Raw genomic sequence first — 15,522 nt, 5'->3', positions numbered from 1 at the left:
TCCAATGGATGTATGTCCTTTTGACCAGCGAACTTAAGAGGTTTTTCCGTGTATATTTAAGACGTTAACTGGTGTAATCCCACCTGAAGTGGCAAAATGGCTTAACTGCTCCTCTGTCTCAGAGCTTGTACGATTCTTTAAACAAACCTTAGCAATGGATATAGCATCGGATGCAACAGTATTCAATGTACGGTGTTTTACCTTGAGCAAGGACTGCGGTGACATGCTAAGCTCATTGATTCCAAGCTCCAGCCATAACGGAATAGAGCGCTCATCCGCAGCCATTTCACCACAAACACTCACATGAATACCTGCATTCTGTGCAGCCTCCACGGTCATGCGGATCATTCGGAGTACTGCAGGATGATACGGATGATACATGTGAGCTATATGCTCATTCATCCGGTCTACGGCAAGAACATACTGTACCAAGTCATTGGTGCCGATACTGAAAAAGTCAACTTCCTGAGCCAGGTAGTCACTGATCATGACAGCAGCAGGAACCTCAATCATTATTCCTACAGGCATCTTCCGATTGTAGGGTACTTTACGTTGCTCCAAATCAACCATTACCTCATTCAATACAGCCTTTGCTTCCTGCACTTCCTCTATGGAAGATATCATCGGAAACATCAGTTTGATATTCCCGTAAGCACTGGCACGCAGGATAGCCCTTAGCTGTGTTTTGAACATGTCCTTCCGGTCCAGACTGATCCGTATGGCCCGGTAACCGAGGAAGGGATTTTGTTCTTCCGGAAGCTGGAAATAATCCAGATGCTTGTCTCCGCCAATATCAAGGGTTCGAATCACAACAGAGTGGTTTCCGACCTTTTCGGCGACCAGCTTGTACACTTCGAATTGTTCCTCTTCACTAGGAAATGAATCCCGATCCATGTAGAGAAATTCCGTCCGGAACAAGCCTACCCCTTCTGCTCCATACTTCAGTGCCATGTTCAGTTCCTTGACCGAGCTAATATTGCCTGCCAAACGTATGGTTACGCCATCTTTTGTGACGGATTGAACGGTTGAGAGCAGCTCCAGCTGTTCACGTTTTTTATGTTGTTTTTCACGCATTAGGGCATATTCACGTACGGTCGACTCATCAGGATGCAGTTGCACCGAACCCGTCTCACCATCCAAAACAATCATATCACCCGTTTGAATGGGATTAGACAGCTTATTCTCCAGCCCTGCCACTAATGGGATCCCAAGTGCCCGAGCCATGATGGACGAATGTGAAGTTTTACTGCCCATCATCGTTACGATGCCTAGTACATAGGTTGGATTCAAATGGGCTAACTGAGAAGGGGACAGCTCTTTGGCGACCAGAATGTAAGGCTGGGTATCCGAAGGTAACGTTACTTCAGGTGCGCCCAGCAAATGCTTGAGCAATCGGTTGCCGACATCTTTGATATCAACCGCCCGCTCCTTCATATATTCATCATCCAGGAGATCAAACATCGCTACAAAATGATCAATGGCTTCTTTTACAGCAACCTCAGCAGCTTTGTACTGCCGTTCTATAATTCCGCGAATTTCGCTCATAAACACCGGATCATCCAGAATCGCCAAATGCGCATCAAATATACTCGATTCCTCAGGACCCACAACTTCCCGGAATTCTTTTTTGATAAACTCTATTTCGTCCTTGGAGGTACGGATACCCTCATATAAACGCTCAAATTCTTTAGCTAGATCCACCGGGTTCACTTCATTGTCTGGCAAACTCCATTCCCAGTTCGGCAAGACAAAGGCCTTCCCGATGGCAACACCTGCTGCGGCGCCAATGCCTTGTATCATGGTTCTATCCCTCCAACATTACTCTCATGTAATACAACGGACATCACAGAAGACTGTCCCTTTTTCACGTTTTTAAATGGAGCATAACTCCAAGATTTCACACGGTCAGGGTTCGTAATCACCATGGGTGTCGCTAGTGAGGTTGCATGTTCACGCAGATATGCCAAATCAAATTTGACAAGCAACTGACCGGGTTCTACGCTATCGCCTTCCTTCACTAACGCCTCGAAAGGTCCTTTGAGCTGTGACGTATCGATACCGATATGCATCAACACTTCTAGTCCTTCCGGAGTCGCGATACCTATCGCGTGCATTGTTGGATACACATGCATGACCTTGCCGTAAACGGGAGATACAAGCTCACCTTTATCAGGCAAAAAGGCTACACCGTCACCGACAAGCTTAGCAGCAAAAATATGATCGGGCACTTCTTCAATCGGCATCATCCTACCTTGCATAGGGGCTCCGAACAGCACCTGCGGCAGATCACGCACCAATAGCTTGTTGATTTCTTCACGTATAAGTTCGGAATACGTACCAAATACCACCTGTACATTCCCGCCTCCGAGCTTAATAATTCCTGCAGAACCAAGACCTTTTAAAGCGCTCGTATCGATATACCGGTCCTTATGCACAGTAAGCCTTAATCGGGTAATACAGGCTTGAACCTGCACAATGTTCTCCTTACCGCCCAGCGCCTCTAAAATCAGCGGAGCCTGATAAGGGATATTTCCGGCCCAATCGCCCAGTTCGGAACCTTCCTCCCGTCCGGGGGTGGGGATCTGAAAACGGCGGATCGCCCATCGAAACAGATTGTAATAGACAATTCCATAACCGGCACCAATAGGAATCAGCAACCAGGCTCTCTGTGATAAGTGCAAGTTCAAAAAGAAATCAATGGCCCCTGCCGAATAAGAAAATCCATGGTGAATTCCCAGCCAATAGGTTAGCGCCATCGCTAGACCTGACATTACGGTATGAAGAGCAAATAAATAAGGAGATGCGAACAGAAATGCAAATTCGATTTGTTCCGATACACCTGTCAAAAAGCATACCAAAGCCGCGCGCAAAAAGGTCTTTCGGATCTTTGGCTTCAAATCCTCCCGAGCTTCCTGAATAATTGCAAAAGCTATAGCAGGCAGCGCAAACATCATGATGGGGAACAACCCCGCCATAAAAACACCTGCTGTAGGATCTCCGGCAAAAAAGCGCGGCAAATCACCCTGAAGGACTGTACCGTCAGGCGTAGTAAATGAACCTAACTGAAACCAGAATACATTATTAAGGATATGGTGAAGCCCGAAAGCGGTCAGCACCCTGTATAATACCCCATAAAGAAATAGTGAAAAACCACCGGTCACTTCAACTACTCTGAAGAGATTGTCTAAACCCATCTGTAAAAGTGGCGCAACACCAAGCATTACCCAAGCAAATAATGCGGAAAACATTCCCATAATCAACAAAACAAAACGCGATCCTCCAAAAAACTGAATCGCTTCCGGCAGCTTAATATTCTTAAATCGGTTATGAGCAATACCGGCGACAATCCCAAGAATAATACCGATTAAGGTAGCGGGTTGAATATTTCCGTCGCCCATATGAAGAACTATCCGATCATAAATATACATTCCGGCCAGTGCCGCAAGTCCCGCCGGTCCAGCCTGATTAGACAATCCCCACGCTACACCAATAGCGAATATATAAGGCATATAGTAAATTATCCCTTGCCCCGCATATGTAGCTACTTCGGATACCGAAGAAAGTCCCCATGCAGACCACGATAAACTGCCGATACTCAGCAGTATAGCTGCCGCTGGCAGTACCATGGTGGGAAGCATTATGGCTCTGCCCAATTGCTGCAAAGATCCGAGCCAATTCAAGGCGACCCTCTCCTTTCTTTCTATTATGAATGGTAAGCGCTGCGTTATCTTTTGTCAAAAAGAAAACAGGTTACTCATAGTATCTACACAACTCATTAGAAATCCACTTAATGAGGCCTTTTAACCAATTACTCAGACATTTATTATACTTAAGTATTCTTATTTGTGCACGGCTATTTCATCGAACAAATCCAAAGACACTAAATGCACATAGTCAGATCGCTCCATTGTGCATAATTGATGAAAAACTTTCCGAAACCATGGGTTGGGTTGGGTTGGGTTGGGTTGGGTTGGGTTGGGTTGGGTTGGGTTGGGTTTGCTACTATTTTTTTTGGTTTGCAGTCTTATTGGTTTCCTTGTGTGATTTAGTTGTACTTTATGCAGCTAAAATACCCTCATTTGTACATAAAAGTAAAATAGTTGCACTTTGTACATCTATATATCCCATTTCCAGCTTAAACACCAGCTAGAGCAGGATTTAAGTGCACAAAGTACAACTAAATACTATATTGAAGCATTTTTGAGTTTTTAAGTGTAAAAAGTACAATTATATTTGTTCGATTGCTCTTAATTTCTCAAAAGCACTCTTAATGCTCCTCATTTCTTATATTTCATCGATCATTCTCCTATTCTTCAAACTTCCCTTAATTACTTACTCTTAGTTATTCTTAGCTATTCTTAGCTATTCTTAGTTTCTCTCTTTACTCTTACTTTTGTTCACACTCATATCTCCACTTTCAGCATATCCACCAGTCCAACAAACTTCTACCCCATATGATCCAACTGCATCGTCCTCACCTCGTAGTATCGAACCCGTTCCCCCTTCTTAACTGGCTTTAAAAGGCCTTTCTCACAAAGTGTGCTCAGCAACCTATAGGCCGTCCGGAAGTTAATCTGAAAATGAGTAGTTACATCCTTAGGACGTAGGGGTCTCCCCAGAGACCAGGCGAAGCGAAGCACTTCCTTCTCCTCGGACAAAATATCCGTGACGTTTGATTGTCGAGCTAAAAAAGGTGCCAGCACTAATTGCAGAAGCATACGGCATACCTCGGGACGCTGCTGGACATCATCAAAAGAAAAATGGATCATTTTCCATCCCATCCCAGTGAGAAAAGTCTCCCGATTCACAGCATAGCTGAATTTCTCGCGATCCATATCTTTAATGTGGCTTTGGAAGCCGTCGCATTCGATTCCGAAACGTCCACCGTTTTGCGGAAGGTATGCAAAATCTAAAAATTGCGATTTGCGGTTCCAGTCGTAAATTTCGTATTCCGGGTGTAGATGCTCCAGCGTGCCAAATAACGGCCACCATACATTTTGCAGCAACAGTTTCTCCGCATAGTTGTGTCCTCTAAGTAATCTGCCTTTCCTCTCCCCCGCCCGCTGATCCTCGTGATGGGCGATAAATAAACGGTGTGCTTCTTCGAACTCCATCAATATATTCTCCTCCTTACATAACAAAAAAAACGCCCTGTATGCCGCAGTTTCTTGCGGATAAAGGACGTTCTTCGTCTAGAGTCAGTATACCAATCTTCCCCCGTAATATCTAGAACCGTTTGCCAAAGGGTTCCGGGGTTCCGGGGTTCCGGGGTTCCGGGGTTCCGGGGTTCCGGGGTTCCGGGGTTCCGGGGTTCCGGGGTTCCGGGGTTTCGGGGTCCCGGGGTTCTGGGGTTCTGGGGTTCCGGGATTCCAGTTACTTCCGGCTGCGGCCCCGCATCGTGATGGCTTCTTCAACCTTGATGCAGCTGTCCATAATGGCGATCATCCCGTTCTCAGCGCAGATTTCTGCGGCTTCCTCGTTGACAATCCCCTGCTGCAGCCACAGCACGTTAGCGCCAATAGCAGCGGCTTCACGGGCCACCTCTGCGCAGTATTCACTCCGGCGGAACACGTTGACGATATCTACCGGTTCAGGGATATCCGCTAGGGTGTGATAGCACTTTTCACCCAGAATTTCTCCGTCAACGGAAGGGTTGACGGGAATAATACGGTACCCTCGGCTTTGCATCGCTCCTGCAACCATATAGGAAGTGCGGTCTGTCTTGTCAGAGAGACCCACAACTGCAATATTGCCGGCGGAAGCCAGTAAATCTCCGATCTGCTCACGGGTCGGATTCTCAAAGCTCATTTCGATCACCCTTTCTAAGCTTAAATAAATAACTTAAGTTAGTTTAGTTTACCCATTCTACATTCGCTCCAAGCGCCCGAAGGTGATCAAAATACTGAGGGTACGACTTGGCAACATGATGTGCGTCCTTTATCACCAGCGGCTGGCGGGCACGTAGTCCCACAACTGTCAAAGCCATGATTACGCGGTGATCATAATGTGCATTAATCGTTACGCCGCCCTCCACTCCCTCAGGCATCCCGTGCACGATGATCTCATCCCGGCGTTCTTCAACCTTCGCACCCGCCTTGGTCAGCTCTGCAAGGTAATCAGTTATACGGTCACATTCCTTATACCGAAGGTTCTCCACGTTATAAAAACGCGAGGTTCCCTCTGCAAATACAGCTGCCGCAACCATAGCCAGAACAGCATCTGTAGCGGCATCCCCGTCAAATTCAACAGCCTTCAGGATACCTGTTCCCTGAACATGTACAATTCCATCCTCATGCGTAAGGGGGACTTCCATCATACGCAGCACATCAACAATGGCTCTCTCACCCTGTTTGCTCTTCTCCGCAAGACGATGGATTTTCACATCTGACTTGGTGACTGCAGCTGCGGCCAGAACTGCTGCAGAACCAGGGTAATCCCCCTGTACAGTATATGTTTTGGCTGCATAAGATTGACGGCCCGGAACCTTGAAGGACATGTAATCGTCCGCTGCATGCACAATGATCCCTGCCTGCTCAAGCACCTCAAGCGTCTGTCCGACAACTACCTTGGACTTCAGATCATCGAGGACTACAATTTCACTATCTTCATGAAGTAACGGAGTCAAAAAGAGCAAAGCGCTCAGATATTGCGAGCTAACGGCTCCTGATACCGATATTTTACCGCCCACAGGGTTCCCGCCGCGTATGGTAATCGGAAGTCTGCCTTGATTATGATCAACTTCAACTCCAAGCTGGCCTAGAGCTGTAATAAGATCATCGTGCGGACGTTTACCGAGCGAATCGGGGTACGTATTCACAAAAGTTACCTCTGGAGAGAGAGCAGCGACTGCCATTAGAAAGCGAAGTACAGCTCCAGCATTCCCTACATTCAGTTCCTTAATATTTCGTGGGTGGCGTCCAAATCCCTTAATGACAATCTTCTCGTTATCTTCGGTAAGCTCTGCACCCAAATCAGCGATACAACGGCGGATGGCATCGCTGTCCTCGCTGTGTGCAGGATGATAAATCGTGCTGGTGCCTTCAGACAGTGCAGCTACAAGCAAATAGCGGGTTGTATAGTTTTTGGAAGAGAGGGCTCCGAATTCTCCAAGCAAGGATGGCGTAGGCCTTACAATAACGTCCATAGTTAATAGCTCTCCTTTTAATTGTGAAGTTTGTATGTACGGCTCTGTTTGACAGGGCATTCCGCGCTTGTGGTATTATGATATCAATCTTCTTACGAAAAGAGGTCACAACCATGAATAATATTCCCCAAATCACAGCTGAAGAATTACGCCAGCGTATTATAGCAGGTGAAGACCTTATTCTTATCGACGTTCGAGAAGATGATGAGGTTGCCCTCGGAATGATACCAGGTGCGCTGCACATCCCAATGGGTGAGATCCCCTACCGTACTGATGATATAACAAATGATGCCGAGGTTATCTTCATTTGCCGATCCGGCGCCCGCAGCCAGCGTGTCTGTGAATATCTACAACACCAAGGCTATAACAAAACGGCTAATCTAAGCGGCGGCATGATTGAATGGAGCACTTAAAAGCTCAACCGCGGTAGTGCATTAAAATATGTTGCGACACTTGTGCCGCACTAAGTCCCGATGTATCGACTGCGCAATGCGCGAACAGGTAGGCATTCTTACGCTGCTCCAATAAGCGTTTGACCCGTTCTTCCGCGTTGCCAGCGAGCAGCGGTCGATTAGCATCTGCACCTACGCGTGAAATAATATCCTCAGCAGTAGCTGTCAACGTGACTACAAAGCCACTCGTAAGCATTAACGACGAATTTCCAGGAGCTAAGACCGAGCCCCCACCTGTCGAAATCACTTTTCCCTCCATCTGAAGAACACGTTGTAGCATAGCTGACTCTACTTGACGAAAGTATTCTTCCCCGCGATCCTTGAAGATCTCAGGTATCGTAAGCTGTTCCTGTTCTACAATGAGATGATCCAAATCCACGAACTCATAGCCCAGCGTCTCAGCCACAAGAGTGCCTGCAGTTGATTTGCCTGTACCCATCATTCCGACTAGAATGATATTCTTCCTAGCCTGATTGCTTACTATGCTCACTTCTTGTTCTTCTGCATCCCCAGTCATGACTACCCTCCAACCGCGACATTTGTCATATCATAACACAGGGTTAAAACTTTAGACAACGTTCATCTCCAGGCTTTTATAGGTAGCTGATGGTATAAAAAAAGCCCGAAAGCCCCGCTTTGGGCGGAAACTTCCAGGCCACTTCGAACGATATATGTCAGAATATTACTCAGACAACCAGTTGTGGTGGAATACGCCTTCTTTGTCCACACGTTTGAAGGTGTGAGCTCCGAAGTAGTCACGTTGTGCCTGAAGCAAATTCGCTGGCAGACGTTCTGTACGGTAGCTGTCATAGTAAGCAAGAGCACTGGAGAAGCCAGGAACCGGAATTCCCAGAGTTACTGCAGACGCAATTACTTTACGCCAAGCATCCTGATACGAAGTCATGATGTCTTTGAAGAACGGATCTAGCAGCAGGTTTTTCAGATCTGCATTGTTCTCGTAAGCATCAGTGATGTTTTGAAGGAAGCGGGAACGAATGATACACCCTCCGCGCCAAATTTTAGCCAAGTTACCGTATTTCAAATCCCAGCCGTACTCATCAGAAGCTACACGAAGCTGTGCAAAGCCTTGGGCATAAGATACGATTTTGCTTGCGAAAAGCGCCTTGCGTACGTTCTCGATAAACTCAGCCTTATCGCCTTGGAAAGGCTCTGTTGCAGGTCCGCTTAACACTTTGCTTGCTTCAACACGCTCATCCTTCATTGCTGAGAGGAAACGGGAGAATACGGATTCTGTAATCATGGACAAAGGTACGCCGAGATCAAGGGAGCTTTGGCTGGTCCATTTACCTGTTCCTTTTTGGCCGGCAGAATCCAGAATAACGTCAACCATCGGTTTGCCTGTTTCTTCATCATACTGTGCAAAAATATCTGTAGTGATCTCGATCAAATAGCTGTCGAGTTCGCCGTTGTTCCACTCTTTGAAGATACTGTGCAGTTCTTTGGCATCCAGACCAAGTACATCCTTCAGCAAATGGTAAGCTTCACAGATCAACTGCATGTCGCCGTATTCGATACCGTTATGCACCATTTTCACATAGTGTCCGGCACCGTCCGGTCCAATATATGTACAGCAAGGCTCTCCGTCTACCATGGCTGAGATCGCAGTAAGGATTGGCTCAACAAGCTTATACGCGCTTTCTTGGCCGCCAGGCATAATGGAAGGTCCTTTAAGGGCTCCTTCTTCTCCGCCGGAAACTCCAGTTCCGATGAATCGGAAACCTTGTTCTTCCAGCTCTTTGCTGCGGCGAACCGTATCAGGGAAATAAGCGTTACCGCCATCAATAATGATATCGCCTTGGTCTAGAAAAGGAATCAGTTGCTCGATTGTTGAGTCTGTCGCTTTTCCAGCTTGAACCATAATTAGAATCTTACGTGGTGTTTCCAAAGATTGAACGAATTCCTCAACAGTAAAGGCACCTGTCAGGTTTTTGCCTTGCGCTTCGCTCAGGAGATCATGTGTCTTCTCCGGGGAGCGGTTGAATACCGATACCGAAAATCCTTTGCTCTCGATGTTCAGAGCCAAATTTTTGCCCATTACCGCCAGGCCAATAACGCCGATTTGTTGTTTTGCCATCTGGTCCTCCACCCTTTGCACCCTATATTTTTTGTGTGTAATCCATTTCTCACAGAACAAGAATACCATCCCTTACAGGTACAGCAAAGCTCGTCCTGCATTAAGAGATCAATTTCATTGACAAAGTATCATGTAAGGAAATTGAATCCACAATGTAACCATTTTAACGCTTTTATCGACAGAAGTGAACCCCTCTTACCAACTTATAGTACAAAATTAAGACATCCCGTTGCCGGGATGCCTGTTTTGTTCACCTATTACTCCGCTGACCATTCCAGCTTTCTTAATTCATTTGATAAAAAAGCCAGCTTTATTTTACATCGTTGTGCCTCTAGAACATTCTCCGATTGTATAGCTTCATTCAGTCGATCAAGCTGCTCATCCACCTCAATTTTGCGCTGTGTAATCCGCTCTTCGCCTTCGTTGGAGTAATATAATTTGGTAAGCTCTTGATCCGTAAGAAGCGGCCCTTTCTGGAACACCACTCGCTGATGGTAGCCTGATATCTCCACTAGACGAATCACTTCCCCGAACATAATATTTTCAATGATAATCTGGCGATCACGGAAACGTTTGACGACCGCATGCCCGCGTAAATCACCTATCAGCTTCTCCATCCACTCGGCCAGACGGGCATCACGAATCATATAGTCCCCCACCAGTTTATATCCTTCTCTAATCCGCTGAAAACGCAGCTTCACCAGCTTCCGGCCGGTGCGGACCGAAATAACAAATATATTCTCACTCTCGCTCCAATACAGGGAATAACCATCCTGAATTAAGTCCTTAATCAAATCCTGAATATGCTGGCGTTCGAACCGGAGCTCCAAATTGCAGTATTCCACTTCAACATTTTTGTTCACGGCACTCCCCCCTAAAAGCTTTGCACCTTAGCAAAGCCGACTTGGTACACATCTGCCTAAATACGAGAGTCAAACGGACTGCCGGACTTCAACTTGAAATAAATTCCTTTTTGCGTTCATCCTGCTCTTATTTTATACTTCAGTTTATGTAGCGGTAACTTGGTTATTGACTATTTTTACCCGTAACGGGTCTTCTCCAAACTTTTTATTTATTACTAACCATAGTTTGGAAAAAAATGAAGAATCCGATCAAATTTATGAGGTGGCATCTATGGCATTTACCGGTTTTGCAGCAGAAGACTTCGAAGTATTTGACATTCCAGGCCTGGAGCCACGGATGAACGCCCTAATCTCACGAGTACGTCCTAAGCTGACTGAGCTTGGTATGGAAATGGCACCTGTACTATCTGTGCTTTGTGGAGAAGAAATGTTCCCTCATGTGGCCAAACATGCCCGCCGGACCGTTCATGCTCCCCATGATACTTGGGTGGCTTGGGGACCCAACAAACGCGGATATAAGGCTCTGCCCCATTTTCAGGTAGGCATGTTCAAAAGCCATTTATTTATCGTCTTTGCAATTATTTATGAAAGTGATAATAAAGTTGTTTTTGCCAAGGCTCTTACCGAACAGATCTCCAAAATCCGCAAGGAACTTCCCGGCAACTTTTTCTGGTCTACAGATCATCTGGATCCCCGGGGTATACCTCAGGCCGATATGAGTGATGAACATTTCGCCGAGCTGGCCCGTAAACTACGTGAGGTTAAAAAAGGCGAGGTCACCTGTGGTTTGCGCTTGGATAAGAACGACCCGATCCTCGAAGATGGCGCAGCTCTATTGAACGTGATACAGGAGACTTTCGAAATACTGCTTCCCTTGTACCGCATGTCATTTTAATCCTTGAATGATAGGATTCCACTCCATATAAAAAGCCGCTGGTTCACCGTTTATCGGCGACCAGCGGCCTTTTTAATGCAACTCTGCTTTTAGCTTCGTTCTATGAACAATCAGGAGATGCAGAATGAACAGCAGCAGCATCACCAATGCACTAGCCAAAAAAGGCACGCCGTGACCGACAGTATCCCACAGCTTACCCGACAACACAGGACCTGCAACCATACCGGAACCTTGCAGGGTCAGGAATAGCCCCCATACCGTTCCCCTTTCGCCTTTTGGAATCTGCTTGGCTAGAAAGGCATTCCATGCAGGCAGGATCAGTGCATAACTTATCCCTACAAGCATCACAGAGACAAAAGCTAAAGGCAACCATCGTATTTGCGAGAACAGAGCCATCGAGACCGCTGCAAGAAGAAAACCAACATTTAGAAATGCTGTTGTTCCAATCCGATCGACCCATCTCCCGGCAGGAATTAGAGCCAAAACGGTAATCCCGCCCCCAGCTATTAATAGTAAACTGAATTGGTTAGGTGTTACATGCAATTCACTTCGAGCAAACAATGTTACTACAGGAGTCATAAGTCCGATCGCAAAAGCCTGCAGAAAAAGCGCAGGATATAGAAGCCGGCTGACCTTCAATGTAGTTCGGACCTGATGCAGCGTTCTTTTCAGGCTAGCCCAAGGGTTGAGCCGTTTACGCATCCCGTGAGTACCCTCGGCCGTACCATGTGAGCTTGAATGTGCCGTATGACTAATCCGTGAAGGAAGGAGAAGTGAGACCCCTACCACCGCCAAAGCGCACCCAAGTAGTACTAGGAACGCCAGCCTATAACTGTGACCACCATGATCCATTAAAAAGTTAACGGTTATAGGGCCAATTCCCGTTCCTGCAAGTGAAGCCATCTCTACAGCACCCATTGCCGCACCGCTGCTGCCGCTTTTGGTTGAACCAGCGAGATCTGTCACACCTGTCATTACACAAGGCCAGAGCGGAGATGTTCCGACGCCAAGGATAAGACAGGCTACAGAAAGCCATACTGCGTCCGTAACATAAATGATCATAGTTACTGCCAGAACGATAAGAAGAAGAGCTCCTGTCATCGTCCAGCGATACCCTATTCGCTCCATAATCCAGCCTGATGGACTTCGGAACAGGTTATCGCCCAAGTATTGCATCGCGAAGGCAAAACCAACCACGGTCACCGACAGCCCGAGTATATTCTCCATATAAACCGGGAGCAGCGCAACGAGCAATGATCCCTTCACAAATTCAACTAAAAAAATGATAACCCACATCTTGACGATAAACGGTGAAGCCAGATTAATATGTGTACGTTGTTCAGCAGTGCCATGCATTCCATCACATCCTAGTAAAATGTCGATTGTTTTGTTATACTGATGCTTGCCCTAAAAATTACTCTTCGCGAAAGGTTGTGACAGTATTAAATGAATCAACACCGTACTCCCCTCTTCACTGCTCTTAAAAAGCATGCCGCCGGTAATCCCGTTCAGTTTCATATTCCCGGGCATAAGAAGGGGCTAGGAACCGATGCCGAATTCCGTGAGTTTATCGGCGATAACGCTCTATCCATAGATCTGATTAACATCGCACCTCTTGACGATCTTCATCAGCCTACCGGAGTAATTCAGGAAGCACAGAAGTTGGCGGCTAAGGCTTTCGGCGCTGATTATACGTATTTCAGCGTCCAAGGCACCAGCAATGCTATCATGACAATGATACTTTCTGTATGCTCACCTGGAGAAAAAATTATCGTACCGCGTAACATTCACAAGTCAGTCATGTCAGCGATCATTTTCTCTGGAGCCAAGCCGGTTTTTGTCTCACCTGTACAGGATGAGAATCTTGGGATAGATCACGGTATAACCACCAGTTCGCTGGAACGCGCCATTAAGCGCCATCCGGATGCCAAAGGCGTCCTCGTAATTAATCCTACGTATTTTGGCGTATGTGCCGACCTGCGTTCGATTGTGGATTTGGCCCATAGCTACGGAATTCCCGTACTGGTAGATGAGGCGCACGGAGTACTGATTCATTTTCATGAGGATTTACCAGTATCAGCCATGCAGGCTGGTGCGGATATGGCAGCGACCAGTGTCCATAAATTGGGCGGCTCCATGACGCAGAGCTCGGTATTGAATCTAAATGCTAAGACCGGTCTTGTCAACCCGCAGCGGGTACAAACGATTCTAAGCATGCTGACCACAACTTCAACATCATACATTTTGCTAGCATCCTTGGATACGTCCAGACGCAATCTTGCCCTGAACGGCCATGAGATGGCTGCTAGAACCATTGCACTGTCCAACTATGCCCGCGACACCATTAATAATATTGAGGGCTTGTACAGCTTCGGTAAAGAGATCCTGGGTACCGAGGCAACCTTTGACATTGATCCAACCAAGCTGAACATTCATGTCCGCCATCTGGGTATCACCGGATATGAGACAGAGAACTGGCTGCGTCAGAAATACAACATCGAAGTAGAGCTTAGTGACATGTATAACATTCTTTGCCTTATTACCCCAGGTGATACCCAAGAATCAGTAGATAAACTTCTTGCTGCCTTGCGGGTGCTGTCTGCCATTCACTACAGCAAAGGTGAAATATATGAATTGAAGGTGCAAGTACCTGAAATTCCACAGCTTGCCCTAATTCCAAGAGACGCATTTTATGCAGATACAGAGCTGGTTCCATTCCGGGAATCCGCGGGATATATCATCGCAGAATTCATTTATGTATACCCTCCGGGCATTCCTATTCTCCTCCCCGGGGAAGTCATTACACAGGATAACATCGATTATATCATTGACCATGTCGAAATCGGACTCCCGGTAAAGGGACCCGAGGATCGCAGCATAACCAATGTCAAGGTCATTGTAGAGGCTAATCCAATCTCCTGATTCCATCAGATCTCAATCAAAAACCCGATACCATACGGTATCGGGTTTTTACCATCGAAATCTATTCTTGCTGAGCAAGTAACTCGTTATAAGCAGCTTCTACAGCATTCCATTCAGCTTCGTCTTCGATATTGTATAGTACCATTTCTTCGTTTTCTTCTTCCATACGCAGAATGATACCATCTGCTTCAGGGTTCTCGCGTTCCAGCAGCAATGCGTATAATTTCTCAGCTACGTCGAATGTTTCTACCAGAACCATCTCCACGTCTTCGCCTTGCTCGTTCGTCAAGGTCAGCACAAACTCCTCGTGCTCATGGTCGTGATCATGTCCGCAACCGCATGCTTCACCATGTTCATGGCCATGCTCATGTTTGTGATCGCTCATTGAAATACCTCACTTTTAAGTTGAATTATCCTACGCATAGTATCGTACCACGTTAGATAAGATCAGGTCAATTTGCAAGAAGCTCATATTTCTAATTGAGCGCAGTGATTACTTTTTCGGACACAAGTACGTAATCTCCGTTCTTTTCACCCTTGATATAGAAGCCTACCCGATACTTACCGCTCTCCTTGAAATCATAAGTGAATTCTGAGGTTGGAAACCAAAAGTTATCTTTACGGGAACCCTCAAGCTCCTGAGATTGAATATCTTTTACGTTGCCCGACGGATCTGTAATCGCTACTTTAACTGCCGAAATTTCATCGGTTAGACTGTCTACTTGACTGAATACCTTGAATTTAAGCTTTCCTACATTCACGTTGCCAAATACGGTATCACCTTTGAAAAGAAAAATATGCACATTCGGTTTAAGAATCTTCACTTTTCCGGAGTCATCCCATGTTACAACTCCACCCGCTTCCCTAACAGGGATATACGTTTTACCATCAATTAAATAACCGCCGTCTGCCATTTCTTTACCGTTGCTCCACACCCGAATCTTCTGGGTTACAGCGTCAGCGAATAACAGTGAGCTTCCCATCAGGGAAAATACAATCACGCATAGAGCAATTTTTTTCCATCTCATAATATAGGAACCCTCCAAACAATTCATGCTGTTAATATATACTTCGATCTCTCAGTCAAGTTGCGGAGATTAGAGACAAAAATTTCATTATTTTCATCATATCTCGCATATATCTTCCCGAGT

General features: G+C 46.3%; 14 protein-coding genes. 3 read left to right on the top strand and 11 right to left on the bottom strand.

Annotation, left to right across the window (positions count from 1 at the left end; all coding sequences use genetic code 11):
• Positions 1-33 precede the first annotated feature (33 nt).
• The 5 genes from ptsP to aroA form a co-directional block, all read right to left on the bottom strand.
• On the bottom strand, positions 34-1,800 hold the full coding sequence (gene ptsP / locus J2T20_RS07110; RefSeq protein WP_307586931.1) for a phosphoenolpyruvate--protein phosphotransferase: 1,767 nt from the start codon (positions 1,798-1,800) through the stop codon (positions 34-36).
• Positions 1,797-3,680, bottom strand: coding sequence for a glucose PTS transporter subunit IIA (locus J2T20_RS07105; RefSeq protein ID WP_307586930.1), 1,884 nt, complete (start codon positions 3,678-3,680; stop codon positions 1,797-1,799). Before J2T20_RS07105 ends, ptsP begins: the two co-directional genes overlap by 4 nt.
• A gap of 765 nt (positions 3,681-4,445) precedes the next feature.
• On the bottom strand, positions 4,446-5,114 hold the full coding sequence (locus tag J2T20_RS07100) for a hypothetical protein (RefSeq protein WP_307587222.1): 669 nt from the start codon (positions 5,112-5,114) through the stop codon (positions 4,446-4,448).
• A 259-nt stretch (positions 5,115-5,373) separates the two neighbouring features.
• Positions 5,374-5,808, bottom strand: a complete 435-nt coding sequence (locus J2T20_RS07095; protein ID WP_307586928.1) for a CoA-binding protein — start codon at positions 5,806-5,808, stop codon at positions 5,374-5,376.
• A gap of 43 nt (positions 5,809-5,851) precedes the next feature.
• On the bottom strand, positions 5,852-7,144 hold the full coding sequence (gene aroA / locus J2T20_RS07090; protein ID WP_307586927.1) for a 3-phosphoshikimate 1-carboxyvinyltransferase: 1,293 nt from the start codon (positions 7,142-7,144) through the stop codon (positions 5,852-5,854).
• Between the two features lie 113 nt (positions 7,145-7,257).
• Between aroA and J2T20_RS07085 the strand changes: the two genes are divergently transcribed.
• Positions 7,258-7,557: a rhodanese-like domain-containing protein gene (locus J2T20_RS07085; RefSeq protein ID WP_307586926.1), complete on the top strand. Its 300-nt coding sequence runs from the start codon at positions 7,258-7,260 to the stop codon at positions 7,555-7,557.
• Positions 7,558-7,561: 4 nt separating this feature from the next.
• On the opposite strand, the gene J2T20_RS07080 is transcribed toward J2T20_RS07085, so the two are convergent.
• The 3 genes from J2T20_RS07080 to J2T20_RS07070 form a co-directional block, all read right to left on the bottom strand.
• Positions 7,562-8,113, bottom strand: a complete 552-nt coding sequence (locus J2T20_RS07080) for a shikimate kinase (RefSeq protein WP_307586924.1) — start codon at positions 8,111-8,113, stop codon at positions 7,562-7,564.
• Between the two features lie 165 nt (positions 8,114-8,278).
• Positions 8,279-9,691, bottom strand: coding sequence for an NADP-dependent phosphogluconate dehydrogenase (gndA, locus tag J2T20_RS07075; RefSeq protein ID WP_307586922.1), 1,413 nt, complete (start codon positions 9,689-9,691; stop codon positions 8,279-8,281).
• 257 nt (positions 9,692-9,948) lie between these two features.
• On the bottom strand, positions 9,949-10,554 hold the full coding sequence (locus J2T20_RS07070; RefSeq protein WP_307586920.1) for a hypothetical protein: 606 nt from the start codon (positions 10,552-10,554) through the stop codon (positions 9,949-9,951).
• Positions 10,555-10,825: 271 nt separating this feature from the next.
• Between J2T20_RS07070 and J2T20_RS07065 the strand changes: the two genes are divergently transcribed.
• Positions 10,826-11,449, top strand: coding sequence for a DUF1054 domain-containing protein (locus J2T20_RS07065; RefSeq protein ID WP_307586919.1), 624 nt, complete (start codon positions 10,826-10,828; stop codon positions 11,447-11,449).
• A 72-nt stretch (positions 11,450-11,521) separates the two neighbouring features.
• Here J2T20_RS07065 and J2T20_RS07060 read toward each other — a convergent pair whose 3' ends face one another.
• On the bottom strand, positions 11,522-12,805 hold the full coding sequence (locus J2T20_RS07060) for an MFS transporter (RefSeq protein ID WP_307586917.1): 1,284 nt from the start codon (positions 12,803-12,805) through the stop codon (positions 11,522-11,524).
• 90 nt (positions 12,806-12,895) lie between these two features.
• Here J2T20_RS07060 and J2T20_RS07055 point away from each other — a divergent pair, with 90 nt between their 5' ends.
• Positions 12,896-14,371: an aminotransferase class I/II-fold pyridoxal phosphate-dependent enzyme gene (locus tag J2T20_RS07055; RefSeq protein WP_307586916.1), complete on the top strand. Its 1,476-nt coding sequence runs from the start codon at positions 12,896-12,898 to the stop codon at positions 14,369-14,371.
• 61 nt (positions 14,372-14,432) lie between these two features.
• Here J2T20_RS07055 and J2T20_RS07050 read toward each other — a convergent pair whose 3' ends face one another.
• Both J2T20_RS07050 and J2T20_RS07045 read right to left on the bottom strand, forming a co-directional pair.
• Positions 14,433-14,756 carry a DUF1292 domain-containing protein gene (locus J2T20_RS07050; RefSeq protein WP_307586914.1) on the bottom strand — a complete coding sequence of 108 codons (324 nt, stop codon included), beginning with the start codon at positions 14,754-14,756 and terminating at the stop codon, positions 14,433-14,435.
• 91 nt (positions 14,757-14,847) lie between these two features.
• The gene (locus tag J2T20_RS07045) at positions 14,848-15,399 is read right to left on the bottom strand and encodes a copper amine oxidase (protein WP_307586912.1); all 552 of its coding nucleotides are present in this window, start codon (positions 15,397-15,399) and stop codon (positions 14,848-14,850) included.
• Between the last annotated feature and the right edge of the window lie 123 nt (positions 15,400-15,522).

The organism is Paenibacillus wynnii (assembly GCF_030812855.1).
GTDB lineage: Bacteria > Bacillota > Bacilli > Paenibacillales > Paenibacillaceae > Paenibacillus_AQ > Paenibacillus_AQ wynnii_A.
The sequence above is the reverse complement of the archived record's forward strand: the minus strand, read 5'-3'. Positions and strand labels throughout refer to the sequence as shown.

What these genes read in the sequence shown, in the direction of transcription:
- ptsP (WP_307586931.1), bottom strand. Translation starts at nt 1,800, where the DNA reads ATGATACAAGGCATTGGCGCCGCAGCAGGTGTTGCCATCGGGAAGGCC.
- J2T20_RS07100 (WP_307587222.1), bottom strand. Translation starts at nt 5,114, where the DNA reads ATGGAGTTCGAAGAAGCACACCGTTTATTTATCGCCCATCACGAGGAT.
- J2T20_RS07095 (WP_307586928.1), bottom strand. Translation starts at nt 5,808, where the DNA reads ATGAGCTTTGAGAATCCGACCCGTGAGCAGATCGGAGATTTACTGGCT.
- aroA (WP_307586927.1), bottom strand. Translation starts at nt 7,144, where the DNA reads ATGGACGTTATTGTAAGGCCTACGCCATCCTTGCTTGGAGAATTCGGA.
- J2T20_RS07085 (WP_307586926.1), top strand. Translation starts at nt 7,258, where the DNA reads ATGAATAATATTCCCCAAATCACAGCTGAAGAATTACGCCAGCGTATT.
- J2T20_RS07080 (WP_307586924.1), bottom strand. Translation starts at nt 8,113, where the DNA reads ATGACTGGGGATGCAGAAGAACAAGAAGTGAGCATAGTAAGCAATCAG.
- gndA (WP_307586922.1), bottom strand. Translation starts at nt 9,691, where the DNA reads ATGGCAAAACAACAAATCGGCGTTATTGGCCTGGCGGTAATGGGCAAA.
- J2T20_RS07065 (WP_307586919.1), top strand. Translation starts at nt 10,826, where the DNA reads ATGGCATTTACCGGTTTTGCAGCAGAAGACTTCGAAGTATTTGACATT.
- J2T20_RS07060 (WP_307586917.1), bottom strand. Translation starts at nt 12,805, where the DNA reads ATGCATGGCACTGCTGAACAACGTACACATATTAATCTGGCTTCACCG.
- J2T20_RS07055 (WP_307586916.1), top strand. Translation starts at nt 12,896, where the DNA reads ATGAATCAACACCGTACTCCCCTCTTCACTGCTCTTAAAAAGCATGCC.
- J2T20_RS07050 (WP_307586914.1), bottom strand. Translation starts at nt 14,756, where the DNA reads ATGAGCGATCACAAACATGAGCATGGCCATGAACATGGTGAAGCATGC.
- J2T20_RS07045 (WP_307586912.1), bottom strand. Translation starts at nt 15,399, where the DNA reads ATGAGATGGAAAAAAATTGCTCTATGCGTGATTGTATTTTCCCTGATG.